Source organism: Hyunsoonleella aquatilis (assembly GCF_014270105.1).
In the GTDB taxonomy this organism is placed as follows: Bacteria; Bacteroidota; Bacteroidia; order Flavobacteriales; family Flavobacteriaceae; genus Jejuia; species Jejuia aquatilis.
On record NZ_JACNMF010000002.1, the window covers coordinates 219659 to 240877 of the forward strand.

Annotated in this window: 19 protein-coding genes; 4 read left to right on the forward strand and 15 right to left on the reverse strand. The window is 40.3% G+C overall.

The genetic code is table 11. The annotated features are described in order from the left end of the window. Positions 1–134: 134 nt before the first annotated feature. From H7U19_RS06435 to H7U19_RS06470, 8 genes are all read right to left on the reverse strand, one after another. Positions 135–1310 (reverse strand): argininosuccinate synthase, encoded by a 1176-nt coding sequence (locus H7U19_RS06435; RefSeq protein ID WP_186560378.1) that lies wholly within the window; start codon positions 1308–1310, stop codon positions 135–137. Further along, positions 1311–1937, reverse strand: coding sequence for a GNAT family N-acetyltransferase (locus H7U19_RS06440; protein ID WP_186560380.1), 627 nt, complete (start codon positions 1935–1937; stop codon positions 1311–1313). It lies immediately after the preceding gene. Between the two features lie 465 nt (positions 1938–2402). Beyond that, on the reverse strand, positions 2403–3497 hold the full coding sequence (locus H7U19_RS06445) for an adenylate/guanylate cyclase domain-containing protein (RefSeq protein ID WP_186560382.1): 1095 nt from the start codon (positions 3495–3497) through the stop codon (positions 2403–2405). Positions 3498–3608: 111 nt separating this feature from the next. Next, the gene (locus H7U19_RS06450; protein ID WP_186560384.1) at positions 3609–4403 is read right to left on the reverse strand and encodes a 3-keto-disaccharide hydrolase; all 795 of its coding nucleotides are present in this window, start codon (positions 4401–4403) and stop codon (positions 3609–3611) included. Positions 4404–4405: 2 nt separating this feature from the next. Next, a complete protein-coding gene (locus H7U19_RS06455) occupies positions 4406–5458 on the reverse strand; it encodes a sugar phosphate isomerase/epimerase family protein (RefSeq protein ID WP_186560386.1) in 1053 nt (350 codons plus the stop codon). 137 nt (positions 5459–5595) lie between these two features. Further along, on the reverse strand, positions 5596–6744 hold the full coding sequence (locus H7U19_RS06460; protein WP_246454670.1) for a Gfo/Idh/MocA family protein: 1149 nt from the start codon (positions 6742–6744) through the stop codon (positions 5596–5598). A 7-nt stretch (positions 6745–6751) separates the two neighbouring features. Continuing rightward, complete coding sequence (locus H7U19_RS06465; RefSeq protein WP_186560388.1) at positions 6752–7924, reverse strand: MFS transporter; 1173 nt, start codon at positions 7922–7924, stop codon at positions 6752–6754. 23 nt (positions 7925–7947) lie between these two features. After that, positions 7948–8913 (reverse strand): sugar phosphate isomerase/epimerase family protein, encoded by a 966-nt coding sequence (locus H7U19_RS06470; protein ID WP_186560390.1) that lies wholly within the window; start codon positions 8911–8913, stop codon positions 7948–7950. Positions 8914–9090: 177 nt separating this feature from the next. Between H7U19_RS06470 and H7U19_RS06475 the strand changes: the two genes are divergently transcribed. The 4 genes from H7U19_RS06475 to H7U19_RS06490 are packed head-to-tail and all read left to right on the forward strand — an operon-like array spanning position 9091 to position 12936. Next, positions 9091–10800 (forward strand): GMC oxidoreductase, encoded by a 1710-nt coding sequence (locus H7U19_RS06475; protein WP_186560392.1) that lies wholly within the window; start codon positions 9091–9093, stop codon positions 10798–10800. Next, positions 10797–11384, forward strand: a complete 588-nt coding sequence (locus tag H7U19_RS06480) for a gluconate 2-dehydrogenase subunit 3 family protein (RefSeq protein WP_186560394.1) — start codon at positions 10797–10799, stop codon at positions 11382–11384. Before H7U19_RS06475 ends, H7U19_RS06480 begins: the two co-directional genes overlap by 4 nt. Positions 11385–11394: 10 nt before the next feature. Further along, positions 11395–12189, forward strand: a complete 795-nt coding sequence (locus H7U19_RS06485) for a 3-keto-disaccharide hydrolase (protein ID WP_186560396.1) — start codon at positions 11395–11397, stop codon at positions 12187–12189. A 15-nt stretch (positions 12190–12204) separates the two neighbouring features. After that, positions 12205–12936, forward strand: coding sequence for a ThuA domain-containing protein (locus H7U19_RS06490; RefSeq protein ID WP_186560398.1), 732 nt, complete (start codon positions 12205–12207; stop codon positions 12934–12936). Positions 12937–12950: 14 nt separating this feature from the next. On the opposite strand, the gene azu is transcribed toward H7U19_RS06490, so the two are convergent. The 7 genes from azu to ilvB all read right to left on the reverse strand — a co-directional run bounded on the left by azu (position 12951) and on the right by ilvB (position 21207). After that, complete coding sequence (gene azu, locus H7U19_RS06495; protein WP_186560400.1) at positions 12951–13469, reverse strand: azurin; 519 nt, start codon at positions 13467–13469, stop codon at positions 12951–12953. A 109-nt stretch (positions 13470–13578) separates the two neighbouring features. Beyond that, the gene (locus H7U19_RS06500) at positions 13579–14052 is read right to left on the reverse strand and encodes a hypothetical protein (RefSeq protein WP_246454671.1); all 474 of its coding nucleotides are present in this window, start codon (positions 14050–14052) and stop codon (positions 13579–13581) included. Positions 14053–14082: 30 nt separating this feature from the next. Further along, on the reverse strand, positions 14083–15675 hold the full coding sequence (locus H7U19_RS06505; protein WP_186560402.1) for an NADP-dependent glyceraldehyde-3-phosphate dehydrogenase: 1593 nt from the start codon (positions 15673–15675) through the stop codon (positions 14083–14085). 253 nt (positions 15676–15928) lie between these two features. Beyond that, positions 15929–17188 carry a threonine ammonia-lyase IlvA gene (gene ilvA / locus H7U19_RS06510; protein WP_186560404.1) on the reverse strand — a complete coding sequence of 420 codons (1260 nt, stop codon included), beginning with the start codon at positions 17186–17188 and terminating at the stop codon, positions 15929–15931. 183 nt (positions 17189–17371) lie between these two features. After that, positions 17372–18847: a ketol-acid reductoisomerase gene (gene ilvC, locus H7U19_RS06515; protein ID WP_186560406.1), complete on the reverse strand. Its 1476-nt coding sequence runs from the start codon at positions 18845–18847 to the stop codon at positions 17372–17374. Between the two features lie 70 nt (positions 18848–18917). After that, positions 18918–19451, reverse strand: a complete 534-nt coding sequence (gene ilvN, locus H7U19_RS06520; RefSeq protein ID WP_186560408.1) for an acetolactate synthase small subunit — start codon at positions 19449–19451, stop codon at positions 18918–18920. Between the two features lie 22 nt (positions 19452–19473). Then, a complete protein-coding gene (ilvB, locus tag H7U19_RS06525) occupies positions 19474–21207 on the reverse strand; it encodes a biosynthetic-type acetolactate synthase large subunit (protein ID WP_186560417.1) in 1734 nt (577 codons plus the stop codon). Positions 21208–21219 lie beyond the last annotated feature (12 nt).

Below are 21219 nucleotides of genomic sequence, written 5' to 3' on the forward strand. Positions count from 1 at the left end.
GTCGAAATGAGGAACGATTGAGACATCGCATCATCAAAATTACGTGATTTCTCCATTCGTCGAAATGACTTTAGTTCTTCATTATTATTTCAAACGTACTGAGATGCTGAAACAAGTTCAGCATGACAAAATGATCAAGAGTTTACTTGTTGATAAATCTTGTTTTGATTACCTAGGATTTTAATAAACCCTTTAGCATCATCGGCAGTCCATGCTTTGTTTTCCTCGCCATAGCTTCCAAACTTTGCACTCATTAGGTCGTGCTTGGAAATAATGCCATCCAATGCAAAATGGTACGGCTTCAAAGTAACGATAACATCACCTGACACCTTTTCCTGACTGCTCTCCAAAAAGGCCTCAATATTTCGCATCACTGGATCCAAATACTGTCCTTCGTGCAAATGCATCCCGTAAAAACTGGACAGATAATCCTTGTGTTGCAATTGCCATTTGGTTAACGTATGTTTTTCCAAAAGGTGATGGGCTTTCACAGTAATCAAAGCGGCAGCAGCCTCAAAACCAACCCTTCCTTTGATGCCCACGATGGTATCGCCAACATGAATATCCCTGCCAATAGCATAGGCCGAAGCAATATCATTTAACTTTTCAATATTCACTTCCGGGGCATTCCTTTCACCATTAAATGCAACAAATTCACCCTTATCAAAAGTCAAAGTTACCTTTTCCTCTCCTGTTTTTTCCAATTGGGATGGATAGGCTTCCTCCGGCAAAGCTTTTTCAGAAGTTAAAGTCTCTGCCCCACCAACGCTGGTACCCCAAAGTCCTTTATTGATGGAGTATTTTGCCTTTTCCCAAGACATGTCAATACCATTGGCCTTCAAATAGTCGATCTCCTCCTGTCTTGTCAATTTTTGATCCCGAATTGGAGTGATAATTTTTATCCCTGGCGCCAAAGTTTGAAAAATCATATCGAAACGCACTTGGTCGTTTCCAGCGCCTGTACTGCCATGGGCGATATATTCCGCATCGATACTTTTGGCATATTCAATAATCTCAATCGCCTGAATGATACGCTCAGCACTCACAGATAACGGATACGTATTGTTCTTCAATACATTTCCAAAAATTAAGTACTTCACCACTTTTTGATAAAATGTGGGTACTGCATCAATATTTTTATAAGTACTTACGCCCATTTTATAGGCGTTGCTTTCAATATGTTGAATTTCTTCGGCAGTAAACCCACCTGTGTTAACGCTTACAGCATGCACGTCATATTCCTTTGACAAACTTACTGCGCAATATGAGGTATCCAATCCGCCACTGTATGCAATTACTAATTTCTTCATCTATCTATCCTTATTTTTATCTTTTTTAAGGAACAAAGCTTCCTTTATTCTTTTTAATCTTTTAAATGTCCTAGCTTTTATCTGAGTTTTCTCCTCTTTTTCCACTTTTTTAGGGTCGTAGAGCATCCCTGTACATAAGCACATTTTACGACTGGTTCTGGACAACACATCGTAATTTTTGCAAGTTTGACAGCCATCCCAAAAGGTTTGGTCATCAGTTAATTCTGAAAAGGTAACAGGTTTATAACCCAAATCGCTATTCATTTTCATTACGGCCAAGCCTGTGGTAATACTGAAAACTTTGGCATCCGGAAACTTCTCTCTGGAATGCGCAAAAACCTTAAGTTTTATCTTTTTGGCTAAACCTTGGCCTCTGTAATTTGGATGCACAATCAACCCCGAGTTGGCCACAAATTTACCGTGGCCCCATTTTTCGATGTAACAAAATCCCGCAAATTTATCACCGTCCAATGCAATTACTGCGTTGCCGTTTTCAATCTTCTTGGATATATATTCCGGGGTCCTTCTAGCGATACCAGTACCCCTAACGGAAGCAGACTCTGCAATGGTCTCGCAAATTTCCTCGGCGTATTTTATATGTGATGTGTCGGCTATAACAACCTTCATGTCTGTCGTCTTTGTGTTTCTGTTAAAGTGTTTTCTGTGGAATACTGAACCGGACGCACCTGGGTTCAAAAATAAATAATATACCCTTACGGGCGACGGGGAAAACGACGACGCATCATAAGCCCTTGGTTAATTGTTGAATTAACTTTGATTTGATTTACTATGATTTGGATTTTTGACACTGTGTTGAAAAATTAAAAATGACGTTTTAGGTTTACTTCGCTTTAGGGCATTAGAAGCGACGGCGCCTGCGCACGGGGAAACCGGGAGTGGTAAAACGTATGTTGTTTTTTAAATTTTTCATGCCGTAAAACTAAGACATTATTTTCTAAACGCCTAAAAATGACTCAGTTTTTAGAAATAATTGAGGAAATTTCAATTTTAGGAAGATTTTGTTTCAAAAAATTAAATATTTCTTGGAATAGCTAAAAAAACAAGCATTGCAGAACTAAAACAAGTCTTCAACTAAAGTCTTGTTACACTGTATAATTGAACTTCGGATGTCTTTCCCCTTAATAGCAGTTTATCGACTTCTTCAAATGAAAAAACATCCGCATCACCCAATCTCTCTCTAAGTTCTTTCGATATCAAAACTTTAGAATTCAATGCATTGCATTTATCCTGTATACGAGAGGCGGTGTTTAGTATATCGCCTGTATGAACTATATCCTTTTTTATGATTCCTATTTCACCCGTTGTTACTTTGCCTATGTGATACCCGGCCTTAAATTCTGGCACCAAACCAAATTTCTTTTGATAATAGGATTTCTTCCTATTCACAGCATCTTCAATCTTAAAAAAACAATGCAAACAGTTGTTATTCTCAATACCTGATTTTTCATTCCATGTAACTACAATTTCATCACCTACATATTGATACACTTGCCCTGAAGTCTCTAATATAGCGTTAGACATGTTTGCGTAGTATGCCCTTAATAACTCAAAATACGTTTCGCTGCCCAAACGTTCCGCAATCGTTGTGGAGGATTTCATATCCAAAAACATAAAAGTACACACTTCCTCTTTCGGCCTGTGATACCTGCCCATATATTTAGGCAACAAATCCGTTCCAAAATATTCTTCCATTTCAGAATAAAATAGGGCCACATCCAATGCAAGCCCAACGTAAATAACAATAGCCCAAAAAGAAAATGTTTGGACAAATTGCGTAATCAACTCCAAAACAAAAGGATCAAAAACCGAAACTTGATTGACCCTGGCCGTATATACCAAACCAAAAACCAATAAAAACGTGACGGTAAGTGCCAGGTAAAACACGCTCTTAAAGAGCATTTTTACCCATAAAGATTTATTTCGAAATTGCTTTTTGAGCCATAATACCTCAATACCACCTTGGATAAATCCCATTAAAAATGAGCCGATGCAGATCGCAACCAGTGAAGACCTGAAATGGTATTTATTCCCAGTAGCTGGATAGAAGCCCGTCCTACCAATAATTCCATACTCCAACAGTGCATAGCAAAAGCCGAAAAACAACCAAATTACAGCAAACGACAGGATAAGCCGAATATTACGAATATGGTTGGCATGAAGTGACATTTCGTAAAATTAAGCAAACCCAAATATAAAATCGAAGGAAATGGAAGGATTACGTCTTCATAAATTGAGCCTTCAACAATTGGGCAAATCTCTTGATCACAACTTTAACAACTAATCCAACTCCCGAACCCAAATATTGCGGTAGCTCACACGACTATTATCCCCATGGTCTTGAAGTCTCAAAGAGGCTTTTCCATGTGCTTCGTTTTTTGGCCATCCAGTATATTCGGTGGTACCTTTGATTTCAAAAAGATCTTGAATTAACACCCCATTGTGAAGCACTGTTATTGTCGCCGATTTGGTTTTTTCACCTTTATCATCAAACTCTGGCGCATGATAGATAATGTCATAACTATTCCATTCCCCCGAAGGTACCGAAGCCATAGCTAAGGGTACAGACTGTTTATAAATGGAACCAACCTGCCCATTTACATAGGTATCATTATTATTGTTGTCCAATACCTGCACCTCGTATCTACCTTGTAAAAACACACCGCTGTTCCCTCTGTTTTGTCCTTTTCCCTGGATTTCTTTAGGCGATTGCCATTCAATGTGAAGCTGGACACTGCCAAATTTTTGCTTGCTTTGAATATCGCCTGATTTATCCTTAACGGTCATCGAACCGTACTCATTTAAAATCCATTCCACGGGTCTGCCATCCTTAGAATGTTCCCAAGCTTGAAAGCCAGACCCATCAAACAAAATAATGGCATCACTTGGCGCACCATTTTGCCCAAATGGATTTACCGTGGGTGGTACCGGTTCGTAAAATTCGGTTGCCTCTGGTTTCGTAGGCTCCGCAGGAACCTCAACTTTCTTTTCAGATTTCTGTTTGGCTGATGTATCATTATTTTGAACGCAGGCAAAAACAATCAAACAAGAAAGAAAAAAACATAATCGATGCATATCTATATCCCCAAAACACTCTTTAAATAATCCTCATCAATATCACCACCAGCAAAATCATCAAAACTACGGGTTGCCGCCTCGATAATATGCTTTTGAATAAATGGCGCTCCCTCTCTGGCGCCTTGCTCGGAGGATTTTATGCAACACTCCCATTCCATAACGGCCCATAAATCCAATCCGTATTTGGTCAGCTTAGAAAAGATCGCCCCAAAATCCACTTGTCCATCTCCTAAACTTCTAAAGCGTCCTGCGCGGTCTTTCCAATCTGCATATCCTCCATAAACCCCTTGTCTGCCTGTCGGATTAAACTCTGCATCCTTCACATGAAACGCTCGTATTCGTTCGTGATAGATATCTATAAAATCCAAATAATCCAATTGTTGCAGTACAAAATGGCTAGGGTCGTATAATAAATTAGCTCGCACATGATTCCCCGTAGCTTCCAAAAAACGCTCATAAGAAATCCCATCGTGCAAATCCTCCCCCGGATGGATTTCATAACATACATCAACCCCTTCTTCATCAAAATGGTTCAAAATAGGCAACCACCGATTTGCCAGCTCCTTAAACCCCATTTCCACCAACCCATTCGGTCGTTGTGGCCAGGGATACACCGTATGCCACATCAATGCGCCCGAAAACGACGCGTGAGATTTTAATCCCAATCGCCTGCTGGCTGTTCCACATTTTTTAACAAAATCAATGGCCCATTCTGTTCGCGCCTTGGGGTTGCCCCTCACCGCTTCTGGTGCGAATCCATCAAACATAGTGTCATAAGCCGGGTTTACAGCCACCAATTGCCCCTGCAAATGGGTCGATAATTCCGTAATTTCCAAACCATAAGAATTTACCTTTCCTTTTAGTTCATCACAGTAGGTTTGGCTTTCGGCAGCTTTTTCAATATCAATCAAACTCGCTTCCCACGTAGGGATTTGAATTCCTTTGTACCCCAAATCCGAAGCCCATTGACACATCCCGTCCAATGAATTGAATGGCGCTTCACTTCCCGCAAACTGCGCCAAAAATACCGCTGGTCCTTTTATGGTTTTCATGCTTTTAAATATTTTTGGGCGTTACCCTGCGTGCCGGGCTTTCGGGAGTCACTCTCTCCCGATAGCTACCGGGAGAGAGCTTCAACAAACCCCTCAATCCTTAACGCAGGCCTATCCGCCAACTTTAATTGTTGTAGTTATTTAATCTCTGTCCAAGCCGCGTTGTTGCTATCACTTTCTACCGCAGCGTAAATAAATTTCATGCCGCGAACGCCATCTTCCACCGTTGGGTAATCAGGATGTTCAATAGATTCACCTGTATTTATAGCATTCAAATGCGTTGCGAAATTCTTGTAAATCGTTGCAAAAGCCTCCAGATATCCCTCAGGATGTCCCGCTGGAATCCGACACACCTCCAAAGCTTCAGGATGCAAACCATTACCATTTGGTGTGTAGGTTTTTTTAGGTTCTTCCAACCAACGTGTAATTAATTCATTTGGGTTTTCCTGATACCATTCCAAGCTACCCTTAGTGCCATATACCTTAATGCCCAGATTATTTTCTTCACCTAAAGCAATCTGCGAAATCGAAATCGTTCCTTTTGCACCATTCTCCATTCTGATCAGCATATTGCCATCATCATCAAGTGTTCGGCCTTCTCCAAATCGGCCCAAATCGGCCGCAATCTCTTTGATTTTTAGTCCGGTGATATATTCAATTAAATTTTCGGCGTGTGTTCCAATATCGCCCAAAGCACCACCAATACCTGAGCGTTTTGGGTCTACCCGCCACGCCGCTTGTTTCTGCTCCGTTTTTTCTATAGAAGTAGATAACCACCCTTGAAGGTACTGCGCCTGTATTTTTCTGATGGTGCCCAACTCTCCCTTTGCTACCATAGCTTTGGCTTGTTTTACCATAGAGTTGCCTGTATAATTATGGGTGAGCGCAAACAACTTTCCGCTTTTAGCTACAATTTTTTCAAGTGCTTGCGCTTCTTCTAAAGTCAAAGTAACCGGTTTATCAGATACGACATGGAATCCATGTTCCAAAGCCATTTTAGCAGGTGGAAAATGCATGTGGTTTGGCGTTACGATAGCCAGAAAATCCATGCGTACACCATCGGGCAATTCGGTTTCCTTTAGAATCATTTCCTCAAACGTGCCATAGCATCTGCTCTCATCCAAACCAAGGGCTTTTCCGGAGGAAATCGACTTTTCAACAGTACTACTAAATGCACCGCATACCAATTCTATCATACCGTCAATGGCAGCCGCTTTTCTATGGACATCGCCAATGAACGAACCGGCACCTCCGCCAACCATTCCCATTCTTAGTTTTCTACTCATAAATATTTTATACTGCTAAAGTTTTACTTCTTTTTTTCATGTAAATATGTAACCCTAAAAATGCCACAATCAGTATAGCGGGTAAGATAGACATTGTCCTAAGCGCTTCACCTGCACTAGCATTGTCCATTAAATTCCCCATTACAGGTAGCACGATGGACACAGAAAACATACCTGCCCCGCCCATAATCGAAAGCCCCAAGGCTCCAGTTTCGGGCAAGTATTCTGCCACAAAACCAAGCATTGTCGGCCAAAAGAATGTGACACCAATGGCAAAAACCGCTGCGGCTACAAATGTCATTCCACCGGTTGTTATGGTCAACATCCATAACCCCACAAATGTAAAAATTGCTGAATACAGCAACATTCCCGAGGGACTTAGCTTATGAACCACTTGACCCGCGGACAGACGCCCCAATGCCATGATTCCGTTGATAAACGCCAACACCAAAAGTGGTTTAGCAACCGACTCTTTTAACAGGGATTCAATGCGTTGGGTTGTTCCCAATTCCGATGCAGCCGTCAAAAACATACACGCCACCATGAACAAAAATAGTGGTTGAAGTACACTTGAAAACATCTTCTTATTACTGATACCCATCTGCACTCGCTCGGTAACCGGTATGTTTTGTCCCCAAAACAAAATACCATAAATTATCAAAGGGATAAACAGTGTGCCCACCATGATTTGCCAACTTAAACCTAGCACATCCATCACGAGCCACCCTACCAATGCCCCAATAACAATACCTCCCGGAAACCAAACATGGAACCTATTTAACATTTTGGTCTTTTCTTCTGGATACATGGAAGCTACCATTGGATTTAATGCCGCCTCAACAAAACCATTGCCAATTCCAATAAATAATGTGGCAACAAACAATGACGTCATCGAGTCTGCCAATAAGGTAAGCACAATACCAACGGCATGGGTTATAAACGCCATCCAAGTAATTTTTTTGATGCCCAATAAATCTACTAATGGTCCACCAATTATCATGGCGATTGTAAATCCAAAAAATGCGGGCGCAAAGGCATAGCCGATCTGTTCTAAAGTAAGCCCAATGCCCTCAGGCCCAAACACGGTTTCCAAACGCGCTCTAATCGCAAACGTCATCGCCGTAGTTATTAAGGCTAGGCAACTTCCTAAAAACAATCTATTCTTATTGATATTTTCCATATATCCAGTTTAGTCAAAATTTTTTAAGTCAGTTCTTTGCCAACTTTAATCAGCAAGTCACGTGTGGCCCTTATGCCTTCTTCTTCTGGAATTGTCTTACCTTCAAACTCCACACCAACAAAGCCCTTATATCCGGAATCCTTTACCATTTGCATGACGCGTTTATAATCAATTGTGGTTTCATTCCCGTCGGCATCAAAAGCGTAGGATTTTGCACTTACCGCTTTGGCAAAGGGTAATAACTCCTTCATGCCTTTATACCTGTCATAGGCCTCCAAACAATTTCTGTCCTTATCTTTTTCAATACAGAAGTTTCCAAAATCGGGTAAAGTGCCACAATTTTCATTTTCTATTTGCGAAAACACCTTATGCATCCATTCCCCATTTGAAGAAAATCCGCCGTGGTTTTCTACCAAAATATTGATGTTGGATCCTTTGGCAAATTCTGACAGTTTTATTAAGGAATCCACCCCGCTTTTAATAGCATTTTCATAATTTATTCCTCCCGCGAGATTCACACGAATGGCATGACATCCCAAAAAATGGGCAGCCTCCACCCACTTGTAATGGTTTTCAATAGCTTTCAATCGCTTCGATGCATCGGCATCAGCCAAGCTACCTTCACCATCTATCATAATCAACACATTTTGTTGTCCTTCAGCATTTGCCCGAGCATTCATTTCTTTAAGGTAGGCCATATCCTTGGCTTTATCCTTAAAAAAACTATTCACATATTCAACACCTTCAAACCCCATGGCACTTGCTTTTGATGCAAAGTCAAGATTTTTCATCTCTCCTTTTTGTAGGGCCCTGTGCAAAGACCACTGCGCTAAGGAGATTTTAAAGAATAGTTCATTTGTTGCTCCCGTATCACTTACCTCATCGGCAACCACTTTTTTTTCTTTTGAATCTTTACAAGCGTACCAGCCAAGTGCCGAAAGTACAATACCTGATTTTGAGGTTTTTATTATAAAATCCCTTCTTTTCATAAAACGTAAATATAAACTGGATTAGACCTCCACATGAACTATTTAAATAGAACCTTTTGAATTATTAGTAGGCACAAAATAGCCATTTTTCCAATTATATTGATATTTTTATAAACTTATCACAATAAATCTGTTAAGTTATTACCATATTAATACATTAAACACAACCCTCAAAACATGACCGATACATTAAAAATGGCCAGTACAAAATTTGACGCGATAGTTATAGGCTCTGGAATGACCGGTGGCTGGGCAGCAAAAGAACTATGTGAAGGCGGCCTTAAGACTTTGGTACTGGAACGAGGACGGATGGTGGAGCATATTAAAGACTATCCAACAATGAACTTAGACCCATGGGATATGGAACTTCGAGGCGACCCAACTGCCGAACAAAAAGCGAGACAATATAAACAGGCCAGAACAAGCTATGTTGTAAAACAGGATTCCCGACATTGGTTTGTTGATGATATTGACCATCCCTACAATGAAAAAAAACGATTTGATTGGATTCGCGGCTACCATGTTGGCGGGCGTTCCATAACCTGGGGAAAACAAACCTACAGATTGAGCGATTTGGATTTTGAAGCCAATAAAAAAGACGGTTATGGCGTAGATTGGCCCATTCGCTATAAAGACATAGAACCATGGTACAGCTACGTAGAGCGTTATATCGGTATTAGTGGCGAGGCTCTGGGCTTGCCTCAATTGCCTGATAGTGTTTTTGAGCCGCCGATGGAGCTGAATTGCGTGGAACAGCATCTTAAAGCACAAATGGCGAAAAACCAAGGTCGGGTTTTAACCATTGGCAGGGTAGCACATATTACGGGAGATGAACCCCACGAAGGGCGTGGCAAATGCCAATACCGGCATAGATGCCGACGAGGATGTCCTTACGGCGCCTATTTCAGTAGTGTTTCTTCTACTATTCCGGCCGCAGAAAGAACTGGTAATTTAACGTTAAGGCCAAATTCCATAACCTATCAGATCATTTATGATGAATCGACTAAAAAAGCAAAGGGAGTAAAGGTAATTGACGAAAAAACAAAGGAAAAACTGGAGTTTGAGGCAGATATCATTTTTTGCTGTGCCTCGGCCATTGCTTCAGCTTCTATTTTAATGCAGTCCAAATCCGATAGGTTTCCAAATGGATTGGGAAATGACTCAGGCGAATTAGGTCATAATATTATGGACCATCATCTAGGGTCGGGCGCCTCGGGTACAATTGATGGGTTTGAAGACAAATATTACAAGGGAAGAAGGCCCAACGGCATATACATTCCCCGTTTTAGAAACCTTGGCGACAAGGAAAGCAGACAAAAATCATTTCTAAGAGGTTACGGCTACCAAGGCGGCGCTGGCAGACGTGGTATTTCCGAGCATGTTGCCGAACTGGGCTATGGTGCCGAATTTAAGGAAGAACTGTTAAAACCAGGGCCATGGCGCATGCACCTTGGCGGTTTTGGAGAATGCCTTCCTTACCATGACAATAAAATGACCTTGGATTATGATAAATTGGACCAATGGGGATTACCTACCATAACCTTTGATGCCGAATGGAAAGAGAACGAGCTTAATATGAGAAAAGATATTATCGAACAAGCCGTGGACATGCTTGAAAAAGCAGGATTTAAGGACATTCAAACCTTTGATAGACCGTCCGGGCCTGGCATTGGCATCCACGAAATGGGTACTGCAAGAATGGGAAGAGACCCCAAAACTTCGCTGCTTAACAAATACAATCAAATCCACAGCGTGCCCAATGTATATGTTACCGATGGGGCGTGCATGACTTCTGCAGGTTGCCAAAACCCCTCCTTAACCTATATGGCATTAACGGCTAGGGCCGCAAACCTTGCCGTTAAAGAATTTAAAGCCAAAAACTCATGAAACGAAGAGACGCATTAAAAAATATAGGTGCAGCCATCGGCTACACTGTTGCTTTACCCAGTGCTTTCAGTTTATTGCAAAATTGTACATCCGAAAAAGAAAAATGGATACCACTTTTCTTTTCAGCAGATGAAGCCATCGTGATCAAAAATTTGGTAGATCTCATTCTTCCAAAAACGGATAAAACTCCAGGGGCACTAGATGTTAATGTCCCCCAATTTATCGACTTGTATGCCCACAACGTTTACGTTGAAGAAGAATTAGAGGAATATCGACTTGGCATCGATAGTATTCTTAAGGCATTAGCTATCCCTGAAACTGGGGCAAAAGATCTTAAATACGAAGACTACGATAACCTGTTAAAAAAATACCTTAAAGCCAGCAAGGAGAAAAAACAACACTATATCGCAGAAGAAAATATAACTTTTGAAGCTCTGATGAATTTAAGAAACCAATCTGTTTGGGCTTATAAAACCAGCAAAACTATCGGAAAAGACGTATTAGCTTATGACCCCATACCGGCCGTTCAAAAAGGATGTATTTCTGTTGAAGAAGCTACGGGGGGAAAGGCTTGGTCCTTATAAATATTTTAAAATGAAAGATTTTTTAATCCAACTTACAGTTATTTCGACATTGCTCTATTTCACTTTATCATGTAAGCAAAAACCTGAGAATTCCATCTCAAAACCAGAATGGATAACCCTTTTTAATGGCGAGGATTTAGACGGATGGACACCAAAAATAATGGGTTTTGAATACGGCAATAATTACAAAAACACGTTTATAGTTGAAGATGGCCTATTAAAAGTTTCGTATAAAGCTTACGATTCATTTAATAATGCCTTTGGACATCTGTTCTACAAAACGCCATACAGAAACTACAGATTTAAGATGGATTATCGCTTTACTGGCGAGCAAGTTGCAGGTGGAAAAGCTTGGGCATTGAGGAATAGCGGGATTATGATTCATTGTGAAGACCCAAAAGGCATGGGGCTAAGTCAAAACTTTCCAGTATCCATTGAAGTCCAACTGTTGGGGGGCAATGGCATCGATGAACGTTCCACCGGAAATTTATGTACGCCGGGGACACATGTATATTACAAAGATTCTCTGGTAACAGAACACATCATTAAGTCCTCATCCAAAACCTATCATGGCGATCAATGGGTAAATGTTGAAATCGAAGTACGAAACGATTCCATGATAAAGCATTTTATAAATGGAAAAGAAGTATTGATGTATCACAAACCCCATATTGGGGGCGGTGCCGTAAACACAGGCGATAAATGGAAAGCCAAAGAAAATCAGCCCTTAAAAGGCGGTTATATTTCCCTGCAAAGTGAAAGCCATCCCATAGAATTTAAGAACATCAAATTGCTCGAACTTTAAATTTCAGTGCACTTAATGAAACGTTTTGCCGTATTTATTTTCCTAAGCCTCTTTTTGGTGCATTTTAATAGTGCAAATGGCCAGGAGAAATCCCAACCATTGGTATATGTGTTTTCTAAAACAACAGGGTTTAGGCATACCTCTATTGAGCCCGGCATTGAAAGTATTAAAAAATTGGGCAGCACAAACAGCTTTAGGGTTAAGGCCACCGAAGATGCTGATGAATTGATTTCCAACTTAAAGAAAATTGACGCCGTTGTTTTTTTGAGTCCTTCAGGGGATATTTTAAATGATAAACAGCAAAAAAAGTTTGAAAAATTCATCAAAAAAGGAGGAGGCTTTGTAGGCATACATGCCGCCACTGTGGCCGAGACAAACTGGCAATGGTACAATTCTTTGGTGGGCGCCCAATTTAATGGCCACCCAAAAGAAAAACAAAATGCTGCTTTAAGTGTTTTGGATAAAACACATCAATCCGTAGCCTTTTTGGATGGCGAAAACTGGATAAAGTTCGACGAATGGTATAACTTTAAAAACATGAACTCCAACGTAAAGGTAATCCTAACCGTTGATGAAGACAGTTATAGGGGCGGAAAACATGGTAAGTTTCACCCCATTGCTTGGCACCACGAAACGCTTGGTGGTCGTGCCTTTTATACTGCCTTGGGTCATACGAATGAAAGTTATTCAGAACCATTATTCCTGCAACATATTTTAGGCGGCATTTTATACGCCATTGGGGAATAACAGTAATTGGCTTGCTATTGCTCAACAATAAACTTCCCTTTCATTAAGGCATAATGACCAGGGAAACTACAGATAAAATCGTAAGTACCAGGAGCAGGCGCATCAAATTCGATGGATGTGGTTTGGCCACCACCTATCATATTCGTGTACGCAATAATATCGCCTTCAGCACCAGCAGGAATGTATTTTGTGTCTCTCGCGGTAGCTGCTTTACCAGCAAAAGCTGAAATGTCCACACCTTGTTTTAATATAACAACATTATGCCCCATGACATTAACATCCATCTTACCAGTGTGCCTTAATGTTAATTTTACCTTTTGGCCTGCTTTTACCCTTAGCTCTTTTTTATCAAATTGCATGGCATCAGTCCCAGCAATGACTAGGTTGGCAACATTGCCATCTACTTTTTTTTCTTCTTTTTTGGTACCTAATTTTATTTTTTCCTTCGGGGCTTCTTTCTTTTTATCACCACCGCAATTGAATAAAAGTGTTGTCACAAAAACTGCCGTTAACAGGTATTTTAAGGTTTTCATTTGATATATAATTTTAGTGATTTTTTGCCTAACAAAGATAATTATTACTGCTCGATTATTGTAAAGTTTTATACGGTGAAAGGCAATAAACTTGTTATCGATTCTGTTTTTAGTCAAAAAAATGAACATATAAAAATGTCATTTTTGTTTCTTTATTTACCCATAAATAATACTCACTAAAAGTATGGTCTAAAAAATCTCGTTTATAATAAACTAATTCAGTGTTTTCATTTGGTATTTGCATCCATTTAGGATGATGGGCGTCCCTCTTCAATTCTTCAATTATGTGAAGAAATTCAGAACTATTTTTTTCAGCTACATTAAGAGGTTGGTCATGTGCTATTATTTTACTAAAAACCTCAGAATCGTATGTAAATGACATCCAATGAACCTCGGTATCGTACATCCCCCAATTCTTCAGCTTTATTTTTTCAACAGATTGAGGTGGTTTAAATCCAAAATTATCCTCGAAAGAGGATACTAGCTTTTCCCTATTTTGTGACTCAAAGGCACATCCATAGCTAAAAAGGAAAATAAATAACACCCATGATTTTAGAAATGTATTCAACCCTTTTCCTTTCATCAATATTATTCCCACTTTATTTTTTACAACCTATAAAATATAATCCGTACTAATAAAATTGGAGGTTTTCTTATCCAGCAACTCATTTAGAATTGCATTATTGTAGTCGTTGTCCTTGGAGGCCACGAAAGTTCTGATAGAAAACGAACGTAGTGCATCGGTAACACTTAAAGTTCCAACAGCAGAGTCTTTCCTTCCCGTGAATGGGTAAACATCTGGCCCTCGCTGACAAGAGCTGTTCAAATTCACACGACACACCAAATTTACCAAGGTATCGATTAATGGGGAAAGGGTATTCACGTTCTTTCCAAATAGACTGACCTGTTGACCGTAATTGGATTCGGCCATGTCATTCAGCGGTTCTTCAATATCTGAAAAGGGAACCACGGGAATTACTGGACCAAACTGCTCTTCTTCAAATACTCGCATGTCTTTAGTTACAGGAAACAACACTGCTGGAAAAATAAAATTCTCAATAATTTCACCGCCTTTTTTATTCAAAATTTGAGCGCCTTTTTTGGTAGCATCGTCAATCAATTCTTGAATATATGATGGCTTATCTACTTCTGGTAGTGGTGTTAATTTTGCACCATCCTCCCATGGGTTTCCAAATTTTAATTGATCTACTTTATAAGCAAAACGTCTGTTGAATTCTTCCACAATCGACTCGTGTACATACAACACTTTCAATGCCGTACAGCGTTGCCCGTTAAAGGACAAGGTACCCGTGATACATTCCTCAACGGCCAAATCCAAATCCGCATCGGGCAAAACAATTGCCGGGTTTTTGGCCTCCAAGCCCAACACCATACGGAGCCTGTTGCCCTTTGGGTGCTGACTTTGTAGTGCGTTAGCAGATTTACTATTGCCAATCAATGCCAAAACATCCACCTTGCCAGATTCCATTATTGGTGTAGCCAAAACACGACCACGGCCGTAAACAATATTCACCACACCTTTTGGGAAACTGTTTTGAAAGGCTTCCAACAAAGGTGAAATCAACAACACTCCCAATTTTGCGGGTTTAAAAATGGTAGTATTTCCCATCATCAGAGCAGGAATCAGCAAACAAAATGTTTCATTCAGTGGATAATTATAAGGCCCTAAACACAGTACAACACCCAGAGGGCCTCTACGAATATGGGCATGTACTCCCGAATGTTTTTGAAAACGTGCTGAATCCCTGTCTATATCCTTGTAAGCTTCAATGGTATCGTAAATGTATTCTATGGTTCTGTCGAATTCCTTTTGGGAGTCTGGCAGGTTTTTGCCAATTTCCCACATCAAGAGTTTCACCACCTCATCCCGTTTGGCCTTCATTTGCTCCACAAATTTTTCCATACAGGCAATTCTATCTTCCACCTTCATGGTTGGCCACAATCCTTGCCCATTGTCATACGCCTTTACGGCCGAATCCAAAGCTTCCATAGCCTCATACCCCCCCAACTGTGGAATAGTGCCCAACAACGTTGGCTTGTATTTTTCTGTTGAAGATATGGTGGAATAAATCTCGGCAGTAGCTCCATTCCATTGTTTTAATTCACCATCCACCAAATAAGTCGTTTGGTGCAATAACGATTGGATTTGAAATTCTTCTGGAATACGTATTGATGTTTTATTCATTGTTTTAGTTTTTAGGAGTGCTAAGATACCCATTATTTAGGATAACTTCTTTTAATTGAAGTCGTCAAAACAGAATAAAACTTAGGATTTAACAGCAATTTTACGTTGAAAATCGCCTATATCGATTGCGAGGGTATTACAATGGTAGAGTACCATTTTATGACACACCCCTTCCCAATAACTATCGGGATCCCATCTTCTTAGAGGGGACGCTCAAACGCAACCAAAATTATGTATTAATTTGATGAATAGATCAAACCAAAAATCGGAACAAGTCGGGAGAGTTGTTGAGATAATCCCCATAAAAGTTTCGCTCTTTCATTTTGGTAATCAGTGGCTCCAAATCTGCAGAAGATTTCAGTTCAATACCAACCACCGCTGCGCCATTCTCACGGTTGGTTTTTTTTGTATATTCAAAATGGGTGATATCATCATTTGGGCCTAAAATATCCACCACAAATTCCTTTAACGCTCCGGCCCGTTGGGGAAATTTTACAATAAAGTAGTGCTTCAGGTTTTTATAGAGCAATGCTCTTTCTTTAATTTCAGGGGTTCGGGTGATGTCGTTATTGCTACCGCTAACGATGCATACCACGTTTTTGCCTTTGATCTTATCGGCATAAAAATCCAAAGCGGCCAAACTTAAAGCCCCGGCAGGCTCAACTACAATGGCATCCCGGTTGTACATCTCCAAAATGGTTTGGCAAATCTTTCCTTCTGGCATCGTGATAACATCGTCAAGATTCTGTTGACAAATCGGAAACGTTAAATCTCCAACACGTTTAACCGCAGCACCGTCCACGAACTTGTCTATCTTTTCAAGTGTGGTGTTTTTGTTGTTCTTAAGCGATGTGACCATAGAAGGCGCTCCTTCCGGTTCTACCCCAACAATCTTTGTTTTTGGAGACAATTTCTTAAATACCGTTGAAACCCCGGCAGCCAGTCCACCGCCACCAATAGGCATGAACAAATAATCTATCTGATCCTTGGACTGCTCCAAAATCTCCAGGCCAATTGTAGCCTGTCCTTCAATGACTTTATGATCGTCAAACGGGTGTATAAATGTTTTGTTGAGTCGCTCGCATTCTTCTTTAGCAGCGTAAAAGGCATCATCAAAAGTATCTCCAACCAGCTTTATTTTAATAAAATCCTCACCAAACATTTCCACCTGTTCTACCTTTTGTTTAGGGGTAGGTGTTGGCATAAAAATAGTACCTTCAATTTGAAGCAACTTGCACGACAGAGCTACACCTTGGGCGTGATTCCCTGCGCTGGCGCATACCACTCCTTTTTTTGCTTCTTCAGCAGACAAAGAGCTGATTTTATTATATGCTCCACGGATCTTATAAGAGCGTACCTGTTGCAAATCTTCTCGTTTCAAAAACACGTTTGCACCGTACTGTTTGGAGAATCTTAAGCTTTTACCCAAAGGCGTCACCTCCGAAATATTTTGAATGGTAACAGCCGCTGTTTTGATATCGCTAATATTTGGAAAATAGGTGGTACTGTGCATGATATAAACCGAAACTTTTCAACCTTGAAAACTGATGGACAATTTTAACTGCAAGTTACGCAAATTAATATTTTGAGATACCCTTAAACACATCTTTAAAAATTTATGCATAAAAAAATCCCCATGTGAATTCACGTGGGGATTTCGCAACATTTTTCAATGTGCCATATAGTTTAGTTTAGCTTAAACGATTGGCTTCATGGCGGTCATGGACTCTCTTAAGAATGTACCGATTTTTTCAACTGGGTGATTTCTTAAAGCCGCATTAATTTCAATTAACTTAGCATTATCCACGCCTTCACCGTTGTCCTTGGCATAAGGCTTTCCAATAACATCTACATCAATACCCTTCATGAAGTCTTTCAATAAAGGCTTACACGCGTGGTCGAACAAGTAACAACCGTACTCCGCAGTATCTGAAATCACACGGTTCATTTCATATAATTTCTTTCTAGCGATAGTGTTTGCAATTAATGGTGTTTCGTGTAAAGATTCGTAATAAGCAGATTCATCGATAATTCCTGATTCAATCATAGCCTCAAAAGCTAATTCCACACCTGCTCTTACCAATGCTACCATCAATACACCATTATCATAGTATTCCTGCTCTGAAATTTCAACATCACCTGCTGGCGTTTTTTCAAAAGCGGTTTCGGCAGTTTCAGCTCTCCAACCTAACAAATTAGCATCATTATTAGCCCAATCAGCCATCATCGTACTTGAGAACACACCTTCCATAATGTCGTCCATGTGCTTTTGGAACAATGGACGCATGATGTCCTTCAACTCTTCGGACAATTCGAAAGCTTTGATTTTTGCAGGGTTGGACAATCTGTCCATCATGTTTGTAACTCCACCATATTTTAAACCTTCTGTTACGGTTTCCCAACCATATTGGATTAATTTTGAAGCATATCCTGGATCGATACCTTTTTCAATCATTTTATCAAAACAAAGGATAGAACCGGTTTGCAACAATCCACAAAGTATGGTTTGCTCTCCCATTAAATCCGATTTTACCTCAGCTACGAAAGACGATTCTAAAACACCTGCTCTGTCGCCACCAGTTGCCACTGCGTAAGCTTTTGCTTGTGCCAAACCTTTTGCTTCAGGGTCGTTTTCAGGGTGAACTGCAATCAATGTAGGTACACCGAATCCTCTTTTGTACTCCTCACGCACCTCAGAACCTGGTGACTTTGGAGCACACATGATTACAGTGATATCTTCGCGTACTTTCATTCCTTCTTCTACAATATTGAAACCGTGGGAATAAGATAAGGTAGCTCCTTTTTTCATTAAAGGCATTACGGCATTCACCACATTGGTGTGCTGCTTGTCTGGAGTAAGATTTAACACTAAATCAGCCGTTGGGATCAACTCTTCGTAAGTCCCCACTTTGAATCCGTTTTCAGTAGCGTTTACGTAAGATGCACGCTTTTCTTTTATGGCGACCTCACGCAAAGTATATGAAATATCCAATCCGGAATCCCTCATGTTCAATCCTTGGTTCAACCCTTGGGCTCCGCAACCTACAATCACAATTTTTTTGCCTTTTAATGCATTTACACCGTCAGCAAATTCCGAGGCATCCATAAATCTACATTTAGACAATTGGTTTAATTTCCCAGCTAATGTAAGTGTGTTAAAATAATTTTCCATTGTTATTTATTAATTTAATAGTCTGTTCGCATCTTTAATTTTTGAGATGCTTTTATTTAATTTTGATTTGTTATTGATTTCTAAATTCTTCTAGTATTTCAGAAACTTTCATTTCATCCTTGGTAACGGCAATACGCCCCGAACGCACAAATTGCATGATACCAAAGGCATCCAATTTCTCTCTTAACTTTTCAATTTCATGACGTCTTCCAGTACTTTCCAATACAAAAAATTCACGATTAACAGTAACGATCCTTGATTCACTGTCTTTTATAATATTTTGAATTTGCGGTTCTTCAAAAAGCAATTCACTCCTTATCTTGAACATGCAGTTTTCAGTAAAAATGGTTTCTTCATTCGTATGATAATACGCCCGAATAGTTTCTACTTGCTTTTCAATCTGACGTACCACTTTAATGGCTTGGTCTTCAGTAATTTTTACCACAATTACAAAACGATTGACGTCTTTAATTTCAGATTGCGATGTGGTTAAACTTTCGATATTGATATGCCTACGTTGAAAAATAGCCGAAATACGATTAAGTAGTCCGATATTATTTTCAGTGTAAACCGATATTGTGAATGTTTTAATGTCTTGACTCATTGTAATCTTTTTAAATACTGACTTAACTTAGCCTAATGTCTGAAACCGAGGCTCCCGAAGGAATCATTGGGAATACATTATCTTCTTTTTCCACACAAACTTCCAAGAAGTATGATGCATCAGATTCAATCATTTCCTTAACAGCATCGGCTAGCTCTTCTCGCTTTGTAACGCGCTTGGCATCAATATGATAACCTTTAGCAATAGTTACAAAATCGGGGTTGGTCATTTCAGTAGAGGCATAGCGTTTGTCAAAAAACAACTGTTGCCACTGACGTACCATTCCTAAAAATTCGTTGTTTAACACCACTATCTTAACAGGCACCTTCTGTTGGAAAATTGTTCCAAGTTCCTGAATGTTCATTTGGTAACCACCATCGCCAATAATGGCAACAACCTCTCGACTTGGTTCTGCCATTTTTGCACCAATCGCCGCCGGCAAAGCAAAGCCCATTGTACCCAAACCACCTGATGTGATATTACTTTTAGACTTATTGAACTCTGCATAACGGCACGCAATCATCTGATGTTGCCCAACATCCGAAACAATGGCCGCATCACCATTAGTACAATTATTGATTTCCTTTAAAACCTCACCCATGGTAAGGCCTTCCTTCTCAGGTAATAAATCATTTTTGATGACGGCTTCGTATTCAATGGCATACAAATCCTTAAATTCCTGGAGCCATTCGTCATGGGAGTTCTCTTTTAGTTCATTAAGCAACATGGCCAAACTCTCTTTTGAATCTCCCAAAACTGCCAGATCAACTTTTACATTCTTGTTGATTTCGGCTGGGTCAATATCAAAATGAATTATCTTAGCCTGTTTTGCGTAAGTATTTAAATCACCAGTAACACGGTCGTCAAAACGCATCCCAATAGCAATGAGCACATCACACTCATTCGTCAATTTATTTGGCCCATAGTTACCGTGCATGCCCACCATTCCCACATTTAACGGATGCGATGTAGGAATTGCCGAAGCCCCCAAAATTGTCCATGCTGCCGGAACGCCTGATTTTTCAACAACCGCTTTTAGCTCTTCTTCGGCTTTACCCAAAATAACGCCTTGCCCCCAAACAATCATAGGTTTCTTTGCATTATTGATGATTTCGGCTGCCTCCTTTACAGCATTTATATCCGTTTTCGGGGTAGGGTTGTAGCTTCTTACCGCCGTACACTTCTCATATTTAAAATCGAATTCCTCAAATTGGGCATCTTTCGTAATATCAATAAGTACTGGTCCTGGCCTACCGCTTTTGGCTATGTAAAAGGCTTTTGCCATTACTTCAGGGATTTCTGAAGCTTTTGTGACCTGAGCATTCCATTTTGTTACAGGAGTTGAAATACCCACAATGTCCGTTTCCTGAAACGCATCGCTTCCCAACAAGTGTGAGGGCACCTGCCCAGTAATGCACACCAATGGTGTAGAATCGATTTGTGCATCGGCAATGCCAGTAACCAAATTGGTTGCCCCAGGACCGGAAGTCGCCATAGCTACGCCCACTCTTCCAGAAATCCTGGCATAGCCCTGGGCGGCATGGGCCGCGCCTTGTTCGTGGCGTGTCAGCACGTGATGAATTTGCCCTTGGTATTTGTACAACTCGTCATAAACCGGCATTATCGCCCCTCCGGGATAACCGTAAAGGATATCAACGCCTTCGGCAATCAAACATTTGATAATAGCCTCACAACCTGTGATACGTTCTGTTTTTGCCGATTTATTTTCTTCTTTTTTTATGGTTTCTGTATTCATAATCCCCACTTA

What these genes read in the sequence shown, in the direction of transcription:
- ilvN (WP_186560408.1), bottom strand. Translation starts at nt 19,451, where the DNA reads ATGAGTCAAGACATTAAAACATTCACAATATCGGTTTACACTGAAAAT.
- H7U19_RS06435 (WP_186560378.1), bottom strand. Translation starts at nt 1,310, where the DNA reads ATGAAGAAATTAGTAATTGCATACAGTGGCGGATTGGATACCTCATAT.
- H7U19_RS06485 (WP_186560396.1), top strand. Translation starts at nt 11,395, where the DNA reads ATGAAAGATTTTTTAATCCAACTTACAGTTATTTCGACATTGCTCTAT.
- H7U19_RS06455 (WP_186560386.1), bottom strand. Translation starts at nt 5,458, where the DNA reads ATGAAAACCATAAAAGGACCAGCGGTATTTTTGGCGCAGTTTGCGGGA.
- H7U19_RS06475 (WP_186560392.1), top strand. Translation starts at nt 9,091, where the DNA reads ATGACCGATACATTAAAAATGGCCAGTACAAAATTTGACGCGATAGTT.
- H7U19_RS06500 (WP_246454671.1), bottom strand. Translation starts at nt 14,052, where the DNA reads ATGAAAGGAAAAGGGTTGAATACATTTCTAAAATCATGGGTGTTATTT.
- ilvB (WP_186560417.1), bottom strand. Translation starts at nt 21,207, where the DNA reads ATGAATACAGAAACCATAAAAAAAGAAGAAAATAAATCGGCAAAAACA.
- H7U19_RS06470 (WP_186560390.1), bottom strand. Translation starts at nt 8,913, where the DNA reads ATGAAAAGAAGGGATTTTATAATAAAAACCTCAAAATCAGGTATTGTA.
- azu (WP_186560400.1), bottom strand. Translation starts at nt 13,469, where the DNA reads ATGAAAACCTTAAAATACCTGTTAACGGCAGTTTTTGTGACAACACTT.
- ilvC (WP_186560406.1), bottom strand. Translation starts at nt 18,847, where the DNA reads ATGGAAAATTATTTTAACACACTTACATTAGCTGGGAAATTAAACCAA.
- H7U19_RS06460 (WP_246454670.1), bottom strand. Translation starts at nt 6,744, where the DNA reads ATGAGTAGAAAACTAAGAATGGGAATGGTTGGCGGAGGTGCCGGTTCG.
- H7U19_RS06450 (WP_186560384.1), bottom strand. Translation starts at nt 4,403, where the DNA reads ATGCATCGATTATGTTTTTTTCTTTCTTGTTTGATTGTTTTTGCCTGC.
- H7U19_RS06445 (WP_186560382.1), bottom strand. Translation starts at nt 3,497, where the DNA reads ATGTCACTTCATGCCAACCATATTCGTAATATTCGGCTTATCCTGTCG.
- H7U19_RS06465 (WP_186560388.1), bottom strand. Translation starts at nt 7,924, where the DNA reads ATGGAAAATATCAATAAGAATAGATTGTTTTTAGGAAGTTGCCTAGCC.
- H7U19_RS06505 (WP_186560402.1), bottom strand. Translation starts at nt 15,675, where the DNA reads ATGAATAAAACATCAATACGTATTCCAGAAGAATTTCAAATCCAATCG.
- H7U19_RS06490 (WP_186560398.1), top strand. Translation starts at nt 12,205, where the DNA reads ATGAAACGTTTTGCCGTATTTATTTTCCTAAGCCTCTTTTTGGTGCAT.
- H7U19_RS06440 (WP_186560380.1), bottom strand. Translation starts at nt 1,937, where the DNA reads ATGAAGGTTGTTATAGCCGACACATCACATATAAAATACGCCGAGGAA.
- H7U19_RS06480 (WP_186560394.1), top strand. Translation starts at nt 10,797, where the DNA reads ATGAAACGAAGAGACGCATTAAAAAATATAGGTGCAGCCATCGGCTAC.
- ilvA (WP_186560404.1), bottom strand. Translation starts at nt 17,188, where the DNA reads ATGCACAGTACCACCTATTTTCCAAATATTAGCGATATCAAAACAGCG.